Annotated in this window: 19 protein-coding genes; 14 read left to right on the top strand and 5 right to left on the bottom strand. The window is 64.8% G+C overall.

The features are described 5' to 3' along the window. From ACFSM0_RS00455 to ACFSM0_RS00445, 3 genes are all read left to right on the top strand, one after another. Positions 1-433, top strand: a 433-nt coding sequence (locus tag ACFSM0_RS00455; protein ID WP_377385537.1) for an aldehyde dehydrogenase family protein, incomplete at its 5' end; no start/stop codon positions are given. Between the two features lie 65 nt (positions 434-498). After that, complete coding sequence (gene betA, locus ACFSM0_RS00450) at positions 499-2,154, top strand: choline dehydrogenase (RefSeq protein WP_377385534.1); 1,656 nt, start codon at positions 499-501, stop codon at positions 2,152-2,154. A 77-nt stretch (positions 2,155-2,231) separates the two neighbouring features. After that, positions 2,232-2,873 carry a thermonuclease family protein gene (locus tag ACFSM0_RS00445; RefSeq protein ID WP_377385531.1) on the top strand — a complete coding sequence of 214 codons (642 nt, stop codon included), beginning with the start codon at positions 2,232-2,234 and terminating at the stop codon, positions 2,871-2,873. Between the two features lie 8 nt (positions 2,874-2,881). On the opposite strand, the gene ACFSM0_RS00440 is transcribed toward ACFSM0_RS00445, so the two are convergent. From ACFSM0_RS00440 to ACFSM0_RS00430, 3 genes are all read right to left on the bottom strand, one after another. Continuing rightward, the gene (locus ACFSM0_RS00440; protein ID WP_377385528.1) at positions 2,882-4,279 is read right to left on the bottom strand and encodes a helix-turn-helix domain-containing protein; all 1,398 of its coding nucleotides are present in this window, start codon (positions 4,277-4,279) and stop codon (positions 2,882-2,884) included. A 54-nt stretch (positions 4,280-4,333) separates the two neighbouring features. Further along, positions 4,334-5,530 carry a multidrug effflux MFS transporter gene (locus ACFSM0_RS00435; protein ID WP_377385525.1) on the bottom strand — a complete coding sequence of 399 codons (1,197 nt, stop codon included), beginning with the start codon at positions 5,528-5,530 and terminating at the stop codon, positions 4,334-4,336. Positions 5,531-5,593: 63 nt separating this feature from the next. Further along, positions 5,594-5,944, bottom strand: coding sequence for a DMT family protein (locus tag ACFSM0_RS00430; protein WP_377385522.1), 351 nt, complete (start codon positions 5,942-5,944; stop codon positions 5,594-5,596). A gap of 174 nt (positions 5,945-6,118) precedes the next feature. Between ACFSM0_RS00430 and ACFSM0_RS00425 the strand changes: the two genes are divergently transcribed. From ACFSM0_RS00425 to scpA, 6 genes are all read left to right on the top strand, one after another. Beyond that, on the top strand, positions 6,119-7,651 hold the full coding sequence (locus tag ACFSM0_RS00425; protein WP_377385519.1) for an acyl-CoA carboxylase subunit beta: 1,533 nt from the start codon (positions 6,119-6,121) through the stop codon (positions 7,649-7,651). A 73-nt stretch (positions 7,652-7,724) separates the two neighbouring features. Continuing rightward, complete coding sequence (locus ACFSM0_RS00420; RefSeq protein WP_377385705.1) at positions 7,725-8,108, top strand: DUF6497 family protein; 384 nt, start codon at positions 7,725-7,727, stop codon at positions 8,106-8,108. A 457-nt stretch (positions 8,109-8,565) separates the two neighbouring features. Further along, positions 8,566-8,964, top strand: a complete 399-nt coding sequence (locus tag ACFSM0_RS00415) for a hypothetical protein (RefSeq protein WP_377385516.1) — start codon at positions 8,566-8,568, stop codon at positions 8,962-8,964. 343 nt (positions 8,965-9,307) lie between these two features. Beyond that, complete coding sequence (locus ACFSM0_RS00410) at positions 9,308-9,517, top strand: hypothetical protein (RefSeq protein ID WP_377385513.1); 210 nt, start codon at positions 9,308-9,310, stop codon at positions 9,515-9,517. A 149-nt stretch (positions 9,518-9,666) separates the two neighbouring features. After that, on the top strand, positions 9,667-11,670 hold the full coding sequence (locus ACFSM0_RS00405; RefSeq protein ID WP_377385510.1) for an acetyl-CoA carboxylase biotin carboxylase subunit: 2,004 nt from the start codon (positions 9,667-9,669) through the stop codon (positions 11,668-11,670). Between the two features lie 98 nt (positions 11,671-11,768). Then, positions 11,769-13,898 carry a methylmalonyl-CoA mutase gene (scpA, locus tag ACFSM0_RS00400; protein ID WP_377385507.1) on the top strand — a complete coding sequence of 710 codons (2,130 nt, stop codon included), beginning with the start codon at positions 11,769-11,771 and terminating at the stop codon, positions 13,896-13,898. A gap of 190 nt (positions 13,899-14,088) precedes the next feature. Here the strand turns inward: scpA and nhaA are convergent, their stop codons facing one another. Next, entirely contained in the window at positions 14,089-15,285 is a 1,197-nt protein-coding gene (gene nhaA / locus ACFSM0_RS00395) for a Na+/H+ antiporter NhaA (RefSeq protein WP_465270037.1), read from the bottom strand. Positions 15,286-15,430: 145 nt separating this feature from the next. Between nhaA and ACFSM0_RS00390 the strand changes: the two genes are divergently transcribed. From ACFSM0_RS00390 to ACFSM0_RS00375, 4 genes are read left to right on the top strand one after another with little or no spacing between them, the layout of a single operon-like run. Continuing rightward, positions 15,431-15,916 (top strand): GNAT family N-acetyltransferase, encoded by a 486-nt coding sequence (locus tag ACFSM0_RS00390; RefSeq protein ID WP_377385501.1) that lies wholly within the window; start codon positions 15,431-15,433, stop codon positions 15,914-15,916. 17 nt (positions 15,917-15,933) lie between these two features. Next, on the top strand, positions 15,934-16,632 hold the full coding sequence (locus ACFSM0_RS00385; protein WP_377385498.1) for a TerB family tellurite resistance protein: 699 nt from the start codon (positions 15,934-15,936) through the stop codon (positions 16,630-16,632). Continuing rightward, positions 16,632-17,648, top strand: coding sequence for an endonuclease/exonuclease/phosphatase family protein (locus ACFSM0_RS00380; protein WP_377385495.1), 1,017 nt, complete (start codon positions 16,632-16,634; stop codon positions 17,646-17,648). The genes ACFSM0_RS00385 and ACFSM0_RS00380 overlap by 1 nt, the downstream gene beginning before the upstream one ends. 18 nt (positions 17,649-17,666) lie before the next feature. Beyond that, complete coding sequence (locus ACFSM0_RS00375) at positions 17,667-18,140, top strand: AAA+ family ATPase (protein WP_377385492.1); 474 nt, start codon at positions 17,667-17,669, stop codon at positions 18,138-18,140. A gap of 37 nt (positions 18,141-18,177) precedes the next feature. On the opposite strand, the gene ACFSM0_RS00370 is transcribed toward ACFSM0_RS00375, so the two are convergent. Continuing rightward, positions 18,178-18,663, bottom strand: coding sequence for a hypothetical protein (locus ACFSM0_RS00370; protein ID WP_377385489.1), 486 nt, complete (start codon positions 18,661-18,663; stop codon positions 18,178-18,180). 139 nt (positions 18,664-18,802) lie between these two features. On the opposite strand from ACFSM0_RS00370, the gene ACFSM0_RS00365 reads away from it, so the two are divergent. Continuing rightward, positions 18,803-19,231 carry a SufE family protein gene (locus tag ACFSM0_RS00365; protein WP_377385486.1) on the top strand — a complete coding sequence of 143 codons (429 nt, stop codon included), beginning with the start codon at positions 18,803-18,805 and terminating at the stop codon, positions 19,229-19,231. The last annotated feature ends 37 nt before the right edge of the window (positions 19,232-19,268 follow it).

The following is a 19,268-nucleotide window of genomic DNA, read 5'->3' as shown; positions in this document are numbered from 1 at the left end:
AGGCAAGGAAGAGGGGGCGCGGCTTGTTTGCGGTGGCGCCGCCGGCAACGAGGGGCCGCTCTTTGTGCAGCCCACTGTTTTCGCCGATGTCACCGATGACATGACGATCGCACGCGAAGAGATTTTTGGCCCCGTGATGGCGGTTCTGGAGTTCGAGACCGAGGACGAGGTGGTTGCGCGCGCAAACGGCACCCAGTTCGGCCTCGCCGCCGGGGTCTTTACCGGCGATCTGGCGCGCGGCCACCGAGTGATCGGCGCGCTTGAGGCCGGCACCTGCTGGATCAACGCCTATAACCTGACGCCCGTCGAAATGCCGTTTGGCGCGGTCAAGGCCTCGGGCCTCGGGCGAGAGAACTCAAAGGCGGCGGTCGAGCACTACACCCAACTCAAGGCCGTCTATGTCGGCATGGGGCCGGTGGAGAGCCCCTATTGAACATCACGCCGGGGGCGCTGCCCCCGGACCCCCGGGATATTTACGGCAAGATGAAAGAGCACGGCATGGATGCGGATTATGTGATCGTGGGTTCGGGTTCGGGCGGTGCGGCGCTGGGCTACCGGCTGGCCGAGGCCGGGCGCAAGGTTGTCATTATCGAACATGGCGGCACCGATTGGGGCCCTTTCATCCAGATGCCTGCGGCGCTCTCTTACCCGATGAACATGGGCCGGTATGACTGGGGCATGTCGACCGAGCCGGAGCCGAACCTCGGCGGGCGGCGCCTTGTCACGCCGCGCGGCAAGGTGATCGGCGGCTCGTCTTCGATCAACGGCATGGTCTATGTGCGTGGCCATGCGCGCGATTTTGACCATTGGGCCGCGCAGGGGGCAACCGGCTGGGCCTATGCGGATGTGCTGCCCTATTTCAAGCGGCAGGAAAACTGGCACGGCAACCATGACGGGGCAGATGCGGCATGGCGGGGCCATGCGGGCCCGCTGCATGTGACCCGTGGGCCCCGCAAAAATCCCCTTTTCGAACATTTCATCGCCGCGGGCGCCGCCGCCGGTTACCCGGTGACGATGGATTACAATGGCGAGCAGCAGGAGGGCTTCGGCCCGATGGAGGCGACGATCTGGAAGGGGCGGCGCTGGTCGGTGGCCAATGCCTATCTGCGCCCCGCGCTCAAACGTGGCAACCTTCAGATTTTGCGCGGCCTCGCCCGCAAGGTGGTGATCGAGGCGGGCCGCGCGGTGGGCGTGGAATACGAGCGCGACGGGGTGATCAAGGTCGCGCGCGCGCGCGCCGAAGTGGTGCTCTCGGCCTCTTCGCTCAACACGCCGAAGCTTTTGATGCTGTCGGGTATCGGCGATGCGGAGCATCTGCAAGCGCATGGGATCGAGGTTGTGGCGCATCGCCCCGGGGTTGGCGCGAACCTGCAAGATCACCTTGAAATCTATATGCAATTTGCGGCGCAAGAGCCGGTGACGCTGTTCAAATACTGGAACCTCTGGGGCAAGCTGACGGTGGGCGCGCAATGGCTCTTCACCCGCAGCGGGCTGGGCGCCTCGAACCAGTTTGAGGCTTGCGGCTTCATCCGCTCCGATGCCGGGGTCGAATATCCTGATATCCAGTATCACTTCCTGCCGATCGCCGTGCGCTATGATGGCAAGGCCGCGGCGGAGGGGCATGGGTTCCAGGTTCACACCGGGCCGATGCGCTCGAAATCGCGCGGCACCGTCACCCTGCGCTCTGCCGATCCGAAGGAGAACCCGGTGATCCGGTTCAACTACATGTCGCATCCCGACGATTGGGCAGAGTTCCGCAAGGTGGTGCGGCTCACGCGTGAGATCTTTACGCAAGCGCCGATGGCGGGCCATGTGAAGCACGAGATCCAGCCCGGTGCGGGCGTGCAAAGCGATGCCGAGATCGACGCTTTCATCCGCGATCATGCCGAAAGCGCCTACCACCCCTGTGGCACCGCGCGCATGGGGCGCGCCGATGATCCGATGGCGGTGGTTGACCCGGAGGCGCGGGTGATTGGCGTCGAGGGGCTGCGCGTGGCGGACAGCTCGATCTTCCCGCGGGTGACGAACGGCAACCTCAACGGCCCCTCGATCATGGTGGGCGAGAAGGTCGCCGATCACATCCTGGGCCGCCGTCTCGCGCCGGAAAACGTTGCGCCCTGGATCAACCCGAACTGGAAAACATCACAGCGTTGACGCAGCATGTTGTGGTTTTTCTAAAGGCCGCCACATAATTTGCTTGCGTTCGGGCGTTGCCGCGCTAGCGTCGCGCCATGATGAGATGGCTTTTGATGCTGATGGTTCTGGCCGCCCCGGCGGCGGCTGGTGTTGTTGAGGGGCGCGCGCGCGCGATTGACGGCGACACGCTGGCGATTGGCGATGTTCGGGTGCGGCTGGAGGGGATCGACGCGCCCGAGCATGATCAGAAGTGCGAAGATGCGCGCGGGCAGGCCTGGCCTTGCGGCGCGGCGGCCACCGCGCGGCTTCGGGCCTTGGTCGAGCAGGGCAAGACCCGCTGCGAGGGGCGCGATCATGATCGCTACGGCCGATTTTTGGGCACCTGCCACGTGGCGGGGCAGGTTGTGAATGCGGTGCTTGTCTCCGAAGGGCTCGCGGAGGCGTATCGGCGCTATGCGCTCGATTATGTCGGGCAGGAACAGGCCGCGCGCGCGGCGCATCGCGGAATTTGGGGCGGAACGCATCTGGCGCCGGAGGCCTTTCGTCATCGGGGGGCGGATGTGCCCCCCTCCACCGGCTGCGCGATCAAGGGCAATATCTCGAAAAACGGCAAGATCTATCACATGCCCGGCGCGCCGGATTACCTGCGCACCAAGATTGATCCGGCGCGGGGCGAACGCTGGTTTTGCTCCGAGGGGGAGGCCCTGACCGCGGGCTGGCGCCGCGCGGGGCAATAGCGGGCCTCTCAGGCGATATCGTAAGGCAACAGCCCGCGGCGGTTCGGATTGACGTGCAGGCGCCGCTCGAGCGGGGGCACGGAGCGCTGGTGGCATTCCTTGCGCTCGCAGATCCGGCAGGAAATGCCAATCGGCTGATAGGCGCGCGGGGTGCTCAACTCCATGTCGTCGGCATAAATCAGCCCGCGGGCATGGCTGACCTCGCAGCCAAGGCAAATGGCGTAGCGCCGCACCGGCGCGGTGAAGCTCCCCCCCGATTTGGACACATCGCGCGCAAGGCAAAGATAGCGCACCCCGTCTGGCGTCTCGGCAAGCTGGCGCAGGAATTTGGTTGGCGTTTCAAAGGCCTGATGGACGTTCCAGAGCGGGCAGGCGCCGCCGAACCGGGCGAACTGGAGCCGGGTTGCGGAATGGCGCTTGGTGATCGTGCCGGCCTGATCCACGCGCACGAAAAAGAACGGGATGCCCTTGGCGCCGGGCCGTTGCAGCGTGGACAGACGATGCGCGACCTGTTCGATGCTCGCGCCGAAATGGTCTGCCAATCGCTCCAGATCGTGCCGTGTTTCCTGCGCGGCATCGAGGAAGGCGCGATAGGGCAGAAGCGCGGCACCGGCAAAATAATTGGCCAGACCGATCTTGGCGATGGCGCGCGAGGTTTCGGATTGAAACCTTGCGAGGTCGAGCGTGGCTTCCAGCAGCGGGTTCTGCGTCACCAGCGCGACCTGATGCAAAAGCTGGAATGCCTGCGTTGAGCGGCGCGCATGGCTGGAGAGATGCAGATTGTCCCCCTGCCGCAGGCGCAGCTCCGAAATATCGGAAAACTGCACCTTCACCCCATGCGCGGCCAGCATTTCCACGGCCCTTGAGATCGGGTCCAACCGCTTGCCATTGGGGCAGGAAAACTGCTCGGCGGCGCGGTCCACCGCGTCAATGTAGTTATCGCAATAGTGAAAGAAGTCTCGGACTTCCTCCCACGGGCTCACAACCGTTTGCGCGCCCTCGCGCCCCAGCGCTTCGTCGAGCGAGGCGAGGCGTTCATGGGCCTGACGGTAGCCTCGGTGCAACTCCAGAAACGCCCGGGCAAGCGCGGGGGCGTTGGAGGCGGCAAGCCGCAGATCGGCGAGCGGCGGCGCGCCGCCATCGGCAAAGACCGGATCGGCCAGCGCCTCGCGCATGTCACTGACAAGACGCTCCGCATCGCCCGCCGAAAGCTCGGTCACATCGAGCCCGAACTCGCCCGCGAGCGCCAGCACCACTGCGGCAGAGACCGGGCGGTGGTTGTTTTCCATCTGGTTGAGATAGGGCAGCGAAACGCCGAGCCGGTCGGCAAAGGCCTTTTGCGTCAGGCCGAGCCGGGCGCGCGTTTCGCGCAGCTTTACGCCCGCATAGAGTTTCTGGGTTGTCATCGGCGCCTCCCCGCGCTTTTGCAAAGCAACTCTAGTCTTTGCAAAGCGGTGGCGTCAAATGCCGAGCGCACGACGGCGGTGAAACACCCACAAGATAGCGATAACAGAGAGCAGCGACGAGACGAACATCACCGCGATCAGCCGGAACACCGAGACCTCGGCCCCGATCAGCGCCGCGGTGAGGCTTGAGAGCAGCGCGCCACAGCCGATCGTGAGCGTGGCGCCAAGGCCCGAGGCGGTGCCCGCCAGATCGGGGCGCACTGACATCATCCCGGCATTGGCCGAGGGCAGCGAGAGGCCGTTGCCGATCCCGGTCACGCCGACGAGGGTGAAGAAGAGCAGCGGGCCGAGCACCCCGGCGAGGCTTGCCACAAGGGCTGCCGCAAGGGCGAGGGTGGCAAGGGCCGTGCCCGCCAGCACCATCTTGTCCATCCCGAGGCGCGTTGCAAACCGGCCCGAGACCCAGTTGCCGATCAGGTATCCCACCGACGGCAAGGCGAAATAATAGCCAACCTCGGCCGGGCTCAGGCCGAACGCCTTTTCGCCCACCAGCGGCGCGCCGCCAAGATAGGCATAAAAGAGCCCCGCAGCAGAGGCCGCCGAGAGCGCATAGCCCCAGAAGCGCTGCGAGCGCACCAGCACCGGATAGGCGCGGGCCTGCGCCCGAAAGCCGAGCCCGCCGCCCGCCACCGTCTCGCCCATATCGGCCCAGACGAGCCCGTAAAGCGCGAGCCCCGCCGCGGCGAGCACCCAAAGGTTTGCCTGCCAGCCGAAGGCGGCATCGAGGAGCCCGCCGATCACCGGGCCCACCATCGGCACAAGCGACATTCCCATCGTCACATAGCCGATTTTCGAGGCGGCCTCGGGGCCGGGCACCATGTCACGCACGGCGGCGCGCGAGAGAACAAAGGTGGTGGCCACCACCGCTTGCACGAAGCGCGCGGCCAGAAAGCTCTCTGCCGTGGGGGCGAAAAGCGCGGCCAGCGAGGCCAGCGAGAAGATTGCCACCACAACAAGGGTGATCGGGCGGCGGCCGAACCGGTCCGAGATCGGCCCGATCACGAATTGCGCCAGAGCCGAGACGCCAAGATAGGCCGAGATGGCGAGTTGCATCGTGCCGTAGTCAACGCCGAAATGCCGGGCCATGCCGGGCAGCGAGGGCAGAAAGATATTGAGCGATAGCGCCGCCACCCCGGTCGACAGCACCAGGGTCACGATATGGGGCGGCGTGGTGCGATCAAGAAAGGCCATGGCACGGCGCTAGGGGGTGTGCGGCGGTTTGTCCATGAAAGAGTTGTGCCGCGCACAAGATCGCTAGGGGCGATTCGAGAAGATCAGCCCCGCCCCCGCGATGATCAGCGCAAAGCCGAGCGCGGTGCGCCAGCTTGGCGGTTCGCCCAGCCACCAGGTGTTGAAGGCAACAAAAACCGAAAGCGAGATCACCTCCTGCATCACTTTCAGTTGCGCGGCGCTCAGCGCGCCGTAGCCGATCCGGTTTGCGGGCACCATGAGGAGGTATTCGAAAAAGGCGATCCCCCAAGAGACGAGGATCGCGACGAGGATCGGCGCGGACTTGAACCGCAGATGCCCATACCACGCGAAGGTCATGAAAACATTCGACGCCGAGAGCAGAAGGAAAGTGACGAGCGGTGCCGGCAGCGACATGATGACCCCCGGCACACGCTCTAGCGCAGGGCTGCGCGCCACGCCAGCGCCGCGAATTTGCACAGTTGCAATTCGCAATCTTGTCACTGGGAATAATTTGCAAATTTTCGGAAATCCGCTTGGTAATAATCTTGCGCTGAATTAGGTTGCGCGGAAATTCTCGGAGGGGACCCCATGAAAGATATTTTGAGCGAGCTGGAAAGCCGCCGCGCGGCCGCGCGTCTGGGTGGTGGCGAACGCCGCATCGAAGCCCAGCACAAGAAGGGCAAGCTGACGGCGCGCGAACGTATCGAACTTTTGCTCGACGAGGGGTCGTTCGAGGAATTCGACATGTTCAAAACCCATCGCTGCACCGAATTCGGCATGGAGCAAGACCATATCTCCGGCGATGGCGTCGTGACCGGCTGGGGCACGGTGAACGGCCGCATGGTCTATGTGTTCTCGCAGGATTTCACCGTCTTTGGGGGCTCGCTCTCCGAAACCCATGCCGAGAAGATCTGCAAGATCATGGATATGGCGGTGCAAAATGGCGCGCCGGTGATTGGCATGAACGATTCGGGCGGGGCGCGCATTCAGGAAGGCGTGGCCTCGCTTGCGGGCTATGCCGAGGTGTTTCAACGCAACATCATGGCCTCGGGCGTGGTGCCGCAGATCTCGCTGATCATGGGGCCCTGCGCGGGCGGCGCGGTCTATTCGCCCGCCATGACCGACTTCATCTTCATGGTGAAAGACAGCTCTTACATGTTCGTCACCGGCCCCGATGTGGTGAAAACGGTGACGAACGAGATCGTCACCGCCGAAGAGCTCGGGGGCGCCAGCACCCATACCAAGAAAAGCTCGGTCGCCGACGGCGCCTATGAGAATGACGTTGAAGCGATCTATGAAACCCGCCGGCTGATCGACTTCCTGCCGCTCTCGAACCGCGAGAAGGCGCCGGTGCGCCCGTTCTTCGACGATGTCGGCCGGATCGACGAAAGCCTTGATACGCTGATCCCCGCCAACCCCAACATGCCCTATGACATGAAGGAGTTGATCGCCAAGATCGCCGATGAGGGCGATTTCTTCGAGATTCAGGCGGCGTTTGCGGGCAATATCATCACCGGCTTCATCCGCATCGAGGGCCAGACGATCGGCGTGGTGGCGAACCAGCCGATGGTGCTGGCGGGCTGCCTCGACATCGACAGCTCGCGCAAGGCGGCGCGCTTCGTGCGCTTTTGCGATGCCTTCTCGATCCCGATCCTGACGCTTGTCGACGTGCCGGGCTTCCTGCCGGGCACCGGCCAGGAATATGGCGGCGTGATCAAGCATGGCGCGAAGCTTCTCTTTGCCTATGGCGAGGCGACGGTGCCGAAGGTGACGGTGATCACCCGCAAGGCTTACGGCGGCGCCTATGACGTGATGGCCTCCAAACACCTGCGCGGCGACATCAACTACGCCTGGCCCTCGGCGGAGATCGCGGTGATGGGCGCCAAGGGCGCGGTGGAGATCCTCTATCGCTCGGAACTGGGCGATGTCGAAAAGATCGCCGCCCGCACCAAGGATTACGAATCGCGCTTTGCCAACCCCTTCGTGGCGGCCGAGCGGGGCTTCATCGACGAGGTGATCAAACCCTCCTCGACCCGTCGTCGGGTCGGGCGCGCCTTCGCGAGCCTGCGCTCGAAGACGCTCTCGAACCCGTGGAAGAAACACGACAACATTCCGCTCTGAGGGGCGCGGAATGGGGCGTGGGGCCGGGCAGTCTGTCAAAGCCTTGCGGGGGGTGGCTCTGGTCGCCCTCGCTTTGAGCCTGACTGTCCGGCCCGGATTTTCACAAAGTGCCGAGCCGACAGGGGCGCCGATCCCGGTGCCTTCGGGAATCGCGGTGCACTGGCTTGAAACCTTGCGCGACAATCAGGGCCCGGCGGGGCTCACCTTGCGGTTTCGCTTCGTCGCGCCGGAGGTGGCGGACCCGGACTATGACCCGGACAAGGCCGCGGCGGATTTGCAAGCGCTTTGTGACGGTTATGTGCTGGCGCGCGTGTCCGAAATGGGGCCGCAACCCGCGGAACTGGTGCTCGATCTCGCCGATCAGGTGGTGCCTTTCGGCGAGGCGAACGAGGCCGCGGTGCAATATTTCGAGGCTTATTCCATCGGCGATGGGGCCTGCGTTTGGGAGTTTTATTGATGCGCGAGGGCGCGGAAAGCGGGAAGATGGGGCGGGGCGTCAAGCGCGCAACCGATCACATCTTCGAGGGCAGCCGGGGGGGGGGATACGATCTCCTCTTCTGTGTCACGCTGCACCGCGATATTCTCGTAAGGGACGGGAATCGTTCCCGTTGCATCAACATGCCCTGGGGCAGAACCGGTCTGAAACCGCGTCACGCAAGCCCCTTGGCCAGGAGACTGTCATGTCGAAAAAAGCCTTCGCTGCCCTTGCTCTTCTCGCTTTCGTCGCCGCTTGCGCGCCGAAACCGGCGCCGGTTGAACCGGTCACTGTTGAGCCCGTGCAAACCGGCAAATACAAGTGATCTGATCCGGGGGCGGGGCCTGACCCCGGCCCCCGGCACCGCGCCCGCCTTGCGGGGCGTGGTCTCGATGTGCCATGGCGCGCGCAGACAAGCCGCGCTCAAAGGAGGCACATCATGCTGAAACACCGTGGGTTCCCGTCACGTTTGCCGGGGACCGATTTCCAGTTCACGATCCGCCGTGCCAACAAGCAGGGTGCCACCAAAATCATTCGGCGCGAGCGCTTCAAAGATCGCGCCGCGCCGGATCGCCGGGCCGACGCCGGTTTTCTGGCCGCACTCTGGGCTCATTTTGGCGAAGACCCGTTTGAACGTGGCAATCTTGATGCCGGTCGGTTGAGCTGGCTCATCGGCCGGGAGGTGGTCTGGGCCGAGGAGCCCGCCGATCCCTGCTCATACGCGCAACTCCTGCGTGTCGACCGCAAGCGTGCCGAGGCCGCTTTCCCCGAAGTTTTTGCCGAGCCCGAGGCCTTCCAATGGGAAGGTCTGGACGAGGACGACGAGGATTGGGACTGATGCGGGGCGCTGCGCAAGATTTTCGGCAAAAAATGGCCGATTCCGGCAAAAAAGCGCATTTGCGCTTTTGCAATTGCGCAGCCACACCCCACATGATGCTCAGAGCGCCGCGTTTCGAAGCCGCGACGCTCGTAGCCAAAGTCCATGCTCTTCTTCTGCGGCCCGGCCAACCGGTCGGGCCGCAGTTCATGGCCCCCGCGCGCCGCCGCCCGAAGCCGGCCGATGCGCAAGCTCCCGCCGATCTCCGGCTCTCGTTGGCAGATTATTGCGAATTGCCTTTGTCTTCGGGGGCGTCCGCGCTAGATTCGGGAGTAATAACAACCCCCGACGGAGGCAAAGTCTCATGCGCAGCAAATCCCTTCTCCTCGCCCTTCTCGCAGCCACGGCCCTTGCCGGCTGCATGGAAACGCAGGGCGACCGTGCCATTGCTGGCGCGGCGGCCGGTGGCATCCTCGCCGATGCGACCGACAACAACGTGCTTGCGGGCGCGGCGCTCGGTGCGCTCGCCGGTGGCGCGACCTGCAACGCCGGTATCGGCAACCCCTGCTACTGATCTTTTTGTTCGCGCCGCGCCCCGCGCGGCTGGACCCATCATGCGCGCCACCGGAGCCCCCGCTCCGGTGGCCGTTTTGTTTCCGCCATTGACATCGCCATGAAGAAAGGGGGCGCGGTTTCCCCCGCGCCCGGAGGAAGGGACTGACAATGTTCAAGAAAATCCTGATCGCCAACCGCGGTGAGATCGCCTGCCGCGTGATCAAGACCGCGCGCAAGATGGGCATCAAGACGGTGGCGGTCTATTCCGACGCCGATGCCCATGCGCTGCATGTAAAAATGGCCGACGAGGCGGTGCATATCGGCCCGCCGCCGGCGAACCAGTCCTATATCGTGATCGACAAGATCATGGAGGCGATCCGCAAGACCGGCGCCGAAGCCGTGCATCCGGGCTATGGCTTCCTCTCCGAGCGGATGGATTTTGCCGCCGCGCTGGAAAAAGAGGGCGTTGCCTTCATCGGCCCGCCCTCGGGCGCGATCGAGGCGATGGGCGACAAGATCACCTCCAAGCGCCTTGCGAAAGAAGCGGGCGTGAGCACCGTTCCGGGCTACATGGGCCTGATCGCCGATGCCGAGGAAGCGGTGAAGATCTCCGACGAGATCGGCTATCCGGTGATGATCAAGGCCTCTGCGGGCGGTGGCGGCAAGGGGATGCGCATCGCCTGGAACGCCGAAGAGGCGCGCGAAGGCTTCCAATCCTCGAAAAACGAGGCCGCCAACAGCTTCGGCGATGACCGCATCTTCATCGAGAAATTCGTCACGCAGCCGCGCCACATCGAAATTCAGGTGCTGGCCGATGCGCATGGCAACTGCCTTTATCTGAACGAGCGCGAATGCTCGATCCAGCGCCGCAACCAGAAGGTCATCGAAGAGGCGCCCTCGCCCTTCCTTGATGCCGAGACCCGCAAGGCGATGGGCGAGCAGGCCTGCGCGCTGGCCAAGGCCGTGGGCTATACCTCGGCGGGCACCGTCGAATTCATCGTCGATGGCAACCGCAACTTCTACTTCCTTGAAATGAACACGCGCTTGCAGGTGGAGCATCCGGTCACGGAACTCATCACCGGCATCGACCTTGTCGAGCAGATGATCCGCGTTGCCGCGGGCGAGAAGCTGCCGTTTGCGCAAAAAGACATCAAGATCAACGGTTGGGCGATGGAAAGCCGCCTTTATGCCGAAGACCCCTATCGCAACTTCCTGCCCTCGATCGGGCGGCTCACCCGCTACCGCCCGCCGGTAGAGGGGCACACCACCCGCGGCGGCATCGTGCGCAACGATACCGGCGTTTACGAGGGCGGCGAGATCTCGATGTTTTACGACCCGATGATCGCCAAGCTCTGCACCTGGGGGGCGACCCGCGCCGAGGCGATCGAGGAGATGCGGCTCGCGCTTGACACCTTTGAGGTGGAAGGGATCGGCCACAACCTGCCGTTCTGCGCCGCGGTGATGGACCATGAGCGCTTTGTGTCGGGCAATATTTCGACAGCCTTCATCGCCGAGGAATACCCCGAGGGCTTCCAGGGTGTGACGCTTGACGCGATGACGCTCAAGCGCGTGGCGGCTGCCACGGCGGCGATGAACCGGGTTGCGGAGATCCGCCGCGCCCGCATTTCCGGCACGCTTGGCAACCATGAGCGTCATGTGGGCGAGGATTGGGTGGTGAGCCTGCAGGGCGAGGCCTTCCCGCTGAAGATCGCCGCCGACAAGGCGGGCTCGACGGTGCGCTTTGCCGATGGCACGCACCTCCGGGTCGAAAGCGACTGGACGCCGGGCCGCTCGCTCGCGCAGTTGCTGGTCGAGAGCGTGCCGCTGGTGCTCAAGGTCGACGAGATCCCGATGGGCTTCCGCATTCGCGTGCGCGGCGCCGATCTCAAGGTGCATGTGCGCACGCCGCGCGCGCATGAGTTGAGCCTGCTCATGCCCGAGAAACTGCCGCCCGATACCTCCAAGTTCCTGCTCTGCCCGATGCCGGGCCTGATCGTGAAAATCGCGGTCGAAGAGGGGCAGGAGGTGCAGGAAGGTCAGGCCCTTGCCACGGTCGAGGCGATGAAGATGGAAAACATCCTCAAGGCCGAGCGCCGCGGTGTGGTGGCAAAGATCAATTGCGCCGTGGGCGACTCGCTCAAGGTCGATGACATCATCATGGAATTCGAATGAGCCTTGCCGCCCGGGCCTTGAGCGGCGCCGGGCGGCAACATGAACAGAGGCGATCCGGGGCGCATCCGGCCGGGCCGAGAGATCAAGAGGAAGGTTCGATGACGACGAAGAAAGAGGATTGGGCGAAGCTCGCGCAGAAGGAACTGCGCGACCGTCCGCTCGACACGCTGACCTGGGACACGCTCGAAGGGATCGCGGTCAAGCCGCTTTACACCGAAGAGGACATTGCGGGCCTGCCGCATATGGGCTCGCTGCCGGGCGTCGCCCCCTTCACCCGCGGCCCGCGTGCCACCATGTATGCCGGCCGCCCCTGGACAATCCGGCAATATGCGGGCTTCTCCACCGCCGAGGAATCGAACGCGTTTTACCGCAAGGCCTTGGCCGCCGGGCAGCAGGGCGTGTCGGTCGCCTTCGACCTCGCCACGCACCGCGGTTATGACAGCGATCACCCGCGCGTGGTGGGCGATGTCGGCAAGGCGGGCGTGGCGATCGACAGCGTCGAGGACATGAAGATCCTGTTCGACGGCATCCCGCTCGAAAAAATCTCGGTCTCGATGACGATGAACGGCGCGGTGATCCCGGTCTTGGCCAATTTCATCGTGACGGGCGAGGAGCAGGGCGTGGACCGCGCGCTTCTGTCGGGCACGATCCAGAACGACATCCTCAAGGAGTTCATGGTCCGCAACACCTATATCTATCCGCCCGAGCCCTCGATGCGGATCATCGCGGATATCATCGAATACACCTCGAAAGAGATGCCGAAGTTCAACTCGATTTCGATCTCCGGCTATCACATGCAGGAGGCGGGCGCGAACCTCGTGCAGGAGCTTGCCTATACGCTCGCCGACGGGCGCGAATATGTGCGCGCGGCGCTCGCGCGCGGCATGGATGTCGATGCCTTCGCCGGGCGGCTCTCGTTCTTCTTTGCCATCGGCATGAACTTCTTCATGGAGGCGGCAAAACTGCGCGCGGCGCGGCTTTTGTGGCACCGCATCATGAGCGAGTTCAACCCGAAGAAGCCGGGCTCGCTGATGCTGCGCACCCACTGCCAGACCTCGGGCGTGAGCTTGCAGGAGCAAGACCCCTATAACAACGTTGTGCGCACGGCCTATGAGGCGATGGCGGCGGCGCTGGGCGGCACGCAATCGCTCCATACCAACGCGCTCGACGAGGCGATTGCGCTGCCCACCGAATTCTCGGCCCGGATCGCGCGCAACACCCAGCTCATCTTGCAAGAAGAGACCGGCATCACCCATGTCGTCGACCCGCTCGCGGGCAGCTATTACGTCGAGAGCCTGACGCATGAGCTGGCGGAAAAGGCCTGGGCGCTGATCGAGGAAGTCGAGGCGCTGGGCGGCATGACCAAGGCGGTTGCCTCGGGCATGCCCAAGCTGCGCATCGAGGAATCGGCCGCGCGGCGGCAGGCGATGATCGACCGCGGCGAAGAAGTGATCGTTGGCGTGAACAAATATCGCCTCGCCAAGGAAGACCCGCTCGATATTCTGGATATCGACAACGTCGCGGTGCGCGAGGCGCAGATCGCGCGGCTGACGAAGATGCGCCAGACCCGCGACGAGCTGAAGTGCCAGGCGGCGCTGACCGAGCTCACGCGGCGGGCGCAGGAAGGTGGCAACCTGCTCGAGGCGGCGGTCGAGGCCGCGCGCGCGCGGGCCTCGGTCGGGGAGATCTCGATGGCGATGGAAGAAATCTTCGGGCGGCACCGGGCCGAGGTGAAAACCCTCGCGGGCGTCTATGGCGCGGCCTATGAGGGCGATGCGGGCTTTGCCCAGATCCAGAAGGATGTCGATGCCTTTGCCGAGGCCGAGGGGCGGCGCCCGCGCATGCTCGTGGTCAAGATGGGGCAGGACGGGCACGACCGCGGCGCCAAGGTGATTGCCACCGCCTTTGCCGATATCGGCTTTGACGTCGATGTGGGGCCGCTGTTCCAGACCCCCGAGGAAGCGGCGCAGGATGCGGTCGACAATGACGTGCACCTGATCGGCATTTCCTCGCTTGCGGCGGGTCACAAGACGCTGGCGCCGAAGCTGATCGAGGCGCTGAAGGAGAAGGGCGCCGAAGATATCCTCGTGATTTGCGGTGGCGTGATCCCGCAGCAGGATTACGAGTTCCTGAAAAAGGCCGGGGTGAAGGCGATCTTCGGGCCGGGGACGAATATCCCCTCCGCGGCCCGCGAGATCCTCGATCTGCTGGCCGCGCAGCGCCGTTGACCGCGCGGGCGTGACCGGGCCGGGGATGGGGGGCGCTGCCCCCCTCTTGGCCCTTGGCCAATTCACCCCCCGGGATATTTCAGCAAAGTCGAAAACACCAAAAGGGGCGCCGCGGTTGGCGCCCCTTCGACTTTGTACAAATATCCCGGGGGGAGGGCCGCTTGCGGACCGGGGGGCAGCGCCCCCCTCCTCAGCTGGCGGGTTGTGGCTGCGCCCGGGTCGCGTGCGGCGCATCTTTTTGCGGGGCGAGGCGCAGCACGGAAAAGCCGATCAGCGCCGAGACGAGCGAGCCCGCAAGCACGCCCAGCCGCACCGCGTTCATCTGCGTGTCTTCCTCGAAATTCAGCGATCCGATGAAAAGCGACATCGTGAAGCCGATCCCGGCAAGGGCGGCAATGCCGTAAAGCTGGAGCCAGCTTGTCGCCTCCGGCAGGCGCGCCACGCCCGATTTCACGAGCGCATAGCTTGCGCCAAAGACACCAAGCTGCTTGCCGATCACGAGCCCCGCCGCGATGCCAAGCGGAAGCGGCGCGAACAGATCTGCGATGCCGATGCCTTGCAGGTTCACCCCGGCATTGGCGAGTGCAAACACCGGCACGATCAGGAACATCACATAGGGGTTGAGCGCATGCTCCAGCGCATGGAGCGGAGATTTGCCATACCGGTCTTTCAGCGGAATGAAGAAGGCGGTGATCACCCCCGCGAGCGTCGCATGCACGCCCGATTTCAGCACCAGCACCCAGAGCACGACGCCAAGGATCAGCGTCGGCGCCACCCGGTGCGCGCCGGTAAAGAGCCGCAGCGCCATCAGCGCCATCGGGATCAGCGCCAGCGCCAGATAAACGGGCTTCAGCTCGGCGGTATAGAACAGCGCGATCACGATAATGGCGCCGAGGTCGTCGAGAATCGCCAGCGTCAGCAAAAAGACCTTCAGCGCGGGCGGCACGCGTTTGCCCAGAAGCGCCACCACGCCCACCGCAAAGGCAATATCGGTGGCCGTCGGGATCGCCCAGCCCGTCACATGGAGCGGATCGGACCAGTTCAGCGCGAGATAAATCAGCGCCGGCATCGCCATGCCCCCAAGCGCCGCCACCCCGGGCAGGGCCACATTGGCCGGATTGCGCAGCGCGCCTGCGCGGATCTCGTGTTTCAACTCCAGCCCGACCAGCAGGAAGAAGATCGCCATCAGGCCATCATTAATCCACAAGATCAAAGGCTTGGAAAGGCCCGCGTCGCCCAGCGAAACCGTGAATTTGAGATGCAGCGCCTGCGTGTAAAGATCGGCATAGGATGAATTTGCCAACGTGAGGGCAAGCGCTGTCGCCACCATCAGCACCACGCCGGCCGCCGCCTCGTGTTGAAACAGTTTCTCGATCCGGGTCAGCACGGGGGGGTGTCCTTTCTCTGTCATCCCCTTGAAAATGGGCCCTCACCGCTTTGTTTCAAGCCAGAATCGACGGTGCGCATGTCGCTTTTTGCTGCGCTTGCACCCCTGCCGTCGCTGGGGCAGAGTGCCGCCAAAGGAGCCCGCCATGATCCGTTCCGCCACGCTTGCAGATGTCCCCGCGATCCTCGCCTTCTGGAACCCGGTGATCGCCGAGACGACGATCACCTTTTCGCCCACGCTCCACAGCACCGAGAGCCTTGGCGCGCTGATCACAGAGCGGCAGGCGGCCGGGCGCGCCTTTCTGGTGGGAGAGGTGGCGGGAACCATCGCGGGCTTTGTCAGCTATGACCAGTTCCGCAAGGGGCTCGGTTATGCAGCGGCGATGGAGCACACGATCATCCTTGCGCCCGCGGCGCGCGGGCAGGGGCTTGGGCGGGCGCTGATCACCGCGATGGAAGACCATGCACGGGGGCAGGGCGCGCATCTGATGGTGGGGGGCATCTCGGGCGAGAATGCTGCCGGGCTCGCCTTTCATCGGGCGGTGGGCTACGCCGAGGCCGGGCGCGTCGCGCAGGCGGGGCGAAAATTCGAGCGATTCATTGATCTTGTGCTGATGCAAAAGCTTCTGTGAGGCGCTAGAGTGGCGCCATGGAGCGCAAGCCTTCCCTCTGGGCCCGCATCGGCGAGGCCGTTTCCGCGCTGGCCCGGGCCGAGGGGCTGGCGGGTATTTTCGAGCGTGGCCCGCCTGAGCGCTCGGTGGCCTTCACCATTGCAATCATCGCGCTGGGCGCCAAACTCTCCAAGGCGGACGGGCAGGTGACGCGCGACGAGGTCTCGGCTTTCCGTGCGATCTTCCAGATCCCGCACGGAGAGGAGGCCAATGCCGCGCGCGTGTTTGACATGGCGCGCACCGATGTGGCGGGGTTTGACGCCTATGCCCGCAAGATCGCGGCAATGTTCGGCGAGGGCGACCCGATGCTGGTCGACTTGCTCGAGGGGCTGTTTGCGATTGCCATGGCCGATGGCGAATATCACGAGAACGAAGACGCGTTCCTTGCCGAGGTGGCGCGGATCTTCGGCATCGAAGAGACCCATTTTCGCTCTGTGCGGGCGGCTTTTGTGCCCGGCGCGCCGGCCGACCCCTGGGCGGTGCTCGAACTGGAGCCCGGCACCGATCTTATCACCGCAAAGGCGCGGTGGCGGGCGCTGGTGCGCGAGGCGCACCCGGATCGCGCCATTGCCCGCGGCCTGCCGCCCGAGGCGGTGAGCCTCGCGCAGGAACGTGTGGTGGCGCTGAACGCCGCTTGGGCAGAAATCGAGGCAAGCGCCCGGCAAACGGCGCTCTGATGCGGATCGCGACCTATAACGTCGAGTGGTTCACATCGCTTTTCGACCGGCGCGGGCGGATTTTGGACGATAATGAGCGCTCCGCCCGCTATGGCGTGAGCCGCGCCGAGCAACTGGGCGCGCTGGGCATCGTTTTCACCGCGGTTGATGCCGATTGCATCCTGATCGTCGAGGCGCCCGACACCAACACGCGCCGCAAGACCGTGCCGATGCTCGAAGCCTTCGCGGCAAAATTCTCCTTGCGCCAGCGCCGGGCGCTGATCGGGTTTGCAAACGAGACGCAGCAGGAGATTGCGCTGCTTTACGACCCCGATGTGGTGCGCGCGATCCATGCGCCCGAAGAGGGGACAGAGGCTGCCCCGCGCTTTGACGGCGCGTTGCAGATCGACCTCGACATCGACGACCGGCTCGACACGGTGATCTTTTCCAAGCCGCCGCTGGAGGTCGCGCTGGAAACGGCTGCGGGCACGGCGCTGCGGCTCATTGGCGTGCATATCAAATCCAAGGCGCCGCATGGGGCGACGGATGCAACGAACGAGGTGCGGATCGCCATCGAGAACCGCCGCAAGCAGCTTGCGCAATGCCTGTGGCTGCGCCGTCGCGTTGATCAGGTACTCGCACGGGGCGAGAGTCTGATCGTGCTGGGCGATTTCAACGACGGGCCGGGGCTCGACGAATATGAAAAGCTCTTCGGGCGGTCCGGGCTCGAGATCGTGCTCGGGCAGGATCTGCCGCGCGCGCAGCGGCTGTTTGATCCGCATGCGCGCCCCGGGCAGGGCCAGACCGCCGCACAGCCCGCCTCGGCGCGGTTCTTTCTGCCCGAGCCCCCGCCGGGGCATTACTTCTCGGCGATGCTCGATTATCTGCTGCTCTCGCCCGATCTGTGCCACTACGGCCCGCATTGGCGGATCTGGCATCCGTTTGACGACCCGGCCTGTTATCGCGCGCCGGAATTGCGCGAGGCCCTGCTGCAGGCCTCGGATCATTTTCCGGTCTCGGTGGATCTTGCGCTCTGATCGGGCTATCATTGCGCCATGGACCAACGCATCCTTCTTGCCGCAACCATTGCCGCCGCGCTCGGGGGCGGGGGCTATCTCGCCTATACGCCCGCACAGGAAAGCGCCCCGCCGGCGGCGCCTGAGCGGCTTGCGCCCCCCGAGCGTGACCCGGAGGTGGCGGAGCCTTCGGGGCGCGATGACATGGTGGCGGGCCGCACGCTTCTCGAACGCGGGGCAGAGCTCTTTTTGCGCGGGCTGATGGACGAGCTCGGCCCGCAGATCGACGAGATGCAGGAAGGGCTTGGCGCCGCCGCCGAGAAGCTGGGGCCAAAGCTCACGCAACTGCTCGCGCTGATTGACGATGTGCGCAATTATCAGGCGCCCGAGCGGCTTGAAAACGGCGATATCGTGATCCGTCGCATGCCCGGTGCGCCCCCTCCACCGCCCCTGCCGGAGGGGCGCAAGACCGCACCCGCGCCGCCCCTGTCTGCGCCGGTGACGGATCTCTGAGGGGTGTCTGGCCTGGCCGCGCCGTTGCGGCGGGGGCTCAGCGGCTGATGGCGCGCTGAGTGTTGGCGCCGATCACCACGATCTTCTTCACGCGGGCCAGTTTCACATTGTCGATAAAGGCGGTGGCCGTGACTTCACGCGATGAGGCCGGGCCAACCCGCGCGGCAACGGCGCTCCCCGGCTCGGGCCACACGGCCACGAAACGGTAGCGCATCTCGCCATCGACGGGCTCGTCGTCATTCTCCGGCAAGAGCGCCGTGCCCCACCAGCCCTGTGTGGGCGGCAAGCCGGTGGCCGCGACGATCGCCCCGCCCTGACTCGGCCTCACCTCCAGCGCAACCACATCGGCAATGAGCTCGCGCGTGTCGTCCTCGATGTCGGGATAGCCGCCCTTTGGTTCGAGGGTCTGGGTCACTTCCTGATGGCGGAACCAGTTGAACGGGTTCATCCAGCCGCAGCCCGTAAGCACGAGCGAACTCGCCAGAAGCAGGGGCAGGGCGGCAGAACGGCGGATCAGGGTCATGGCTACTCCGGTCGGACGGCATTGGTCCAGCCTTGGGTAGCCGATTGCGCGGGCTTTGAAAAGCGGCCTCTGCCCCTCTGGACGCTCGCGCGCCCGCGCGATACCCATAAGCGGCAACATGAATTTTCCGGAGTTCGCCATGGCCAGCCCTGCCTTCGAAGAGATTGCCGAAACCTTCGATTTTCTCGATGACTGGGAGGACCGTTACCGCCATGTGATCGAACTGGGCAAGGCGCTGCCGCCTCTGGACGAGGCGCTCAAAGTGCCCGCGACCAAGGTGGAGGGCTGCGCGAGCCAGGTCTGGCTGATGCCGCGCATCACGGGGGAGGGGCCGCAGGCGGTGTTCGATTTCGAGGGCGCCTCGGATGCGATGATCGTGCAGGGGCTGATCGCGCTTTTGCATGCGCTCTATTCCGGGCTGAGCGTCACCGACGTGTGCGCGGTCGATGCCAAGGCCGAGATGGGGCGGCTCGGGCTCGATGCGCATTTGAGCGCGCAGCGCTCCAACGGCCTTGCCGCGATGGTCGAGCGTATCCGCAAGCTTGCCGCCGAGGTCGCCGCCGCCTGATCCTGCGTCACCGCACAGAAATTGCGCGCTCCATGAC

Source organism: Rhodobacter lacus (assembly GCF_042683065.1).
Lineage (GTDB): Bacteria > Pseudomonadota > Alphaproteobacteria > Rhodobacterales > Rhodobacteraceae > Rhodobacter > Rhodobacter lacus.
Note: the sequence above shows the minus strand (reverse complement) of the source record. Positions and strands in the feature narration are given on the sequence as shown.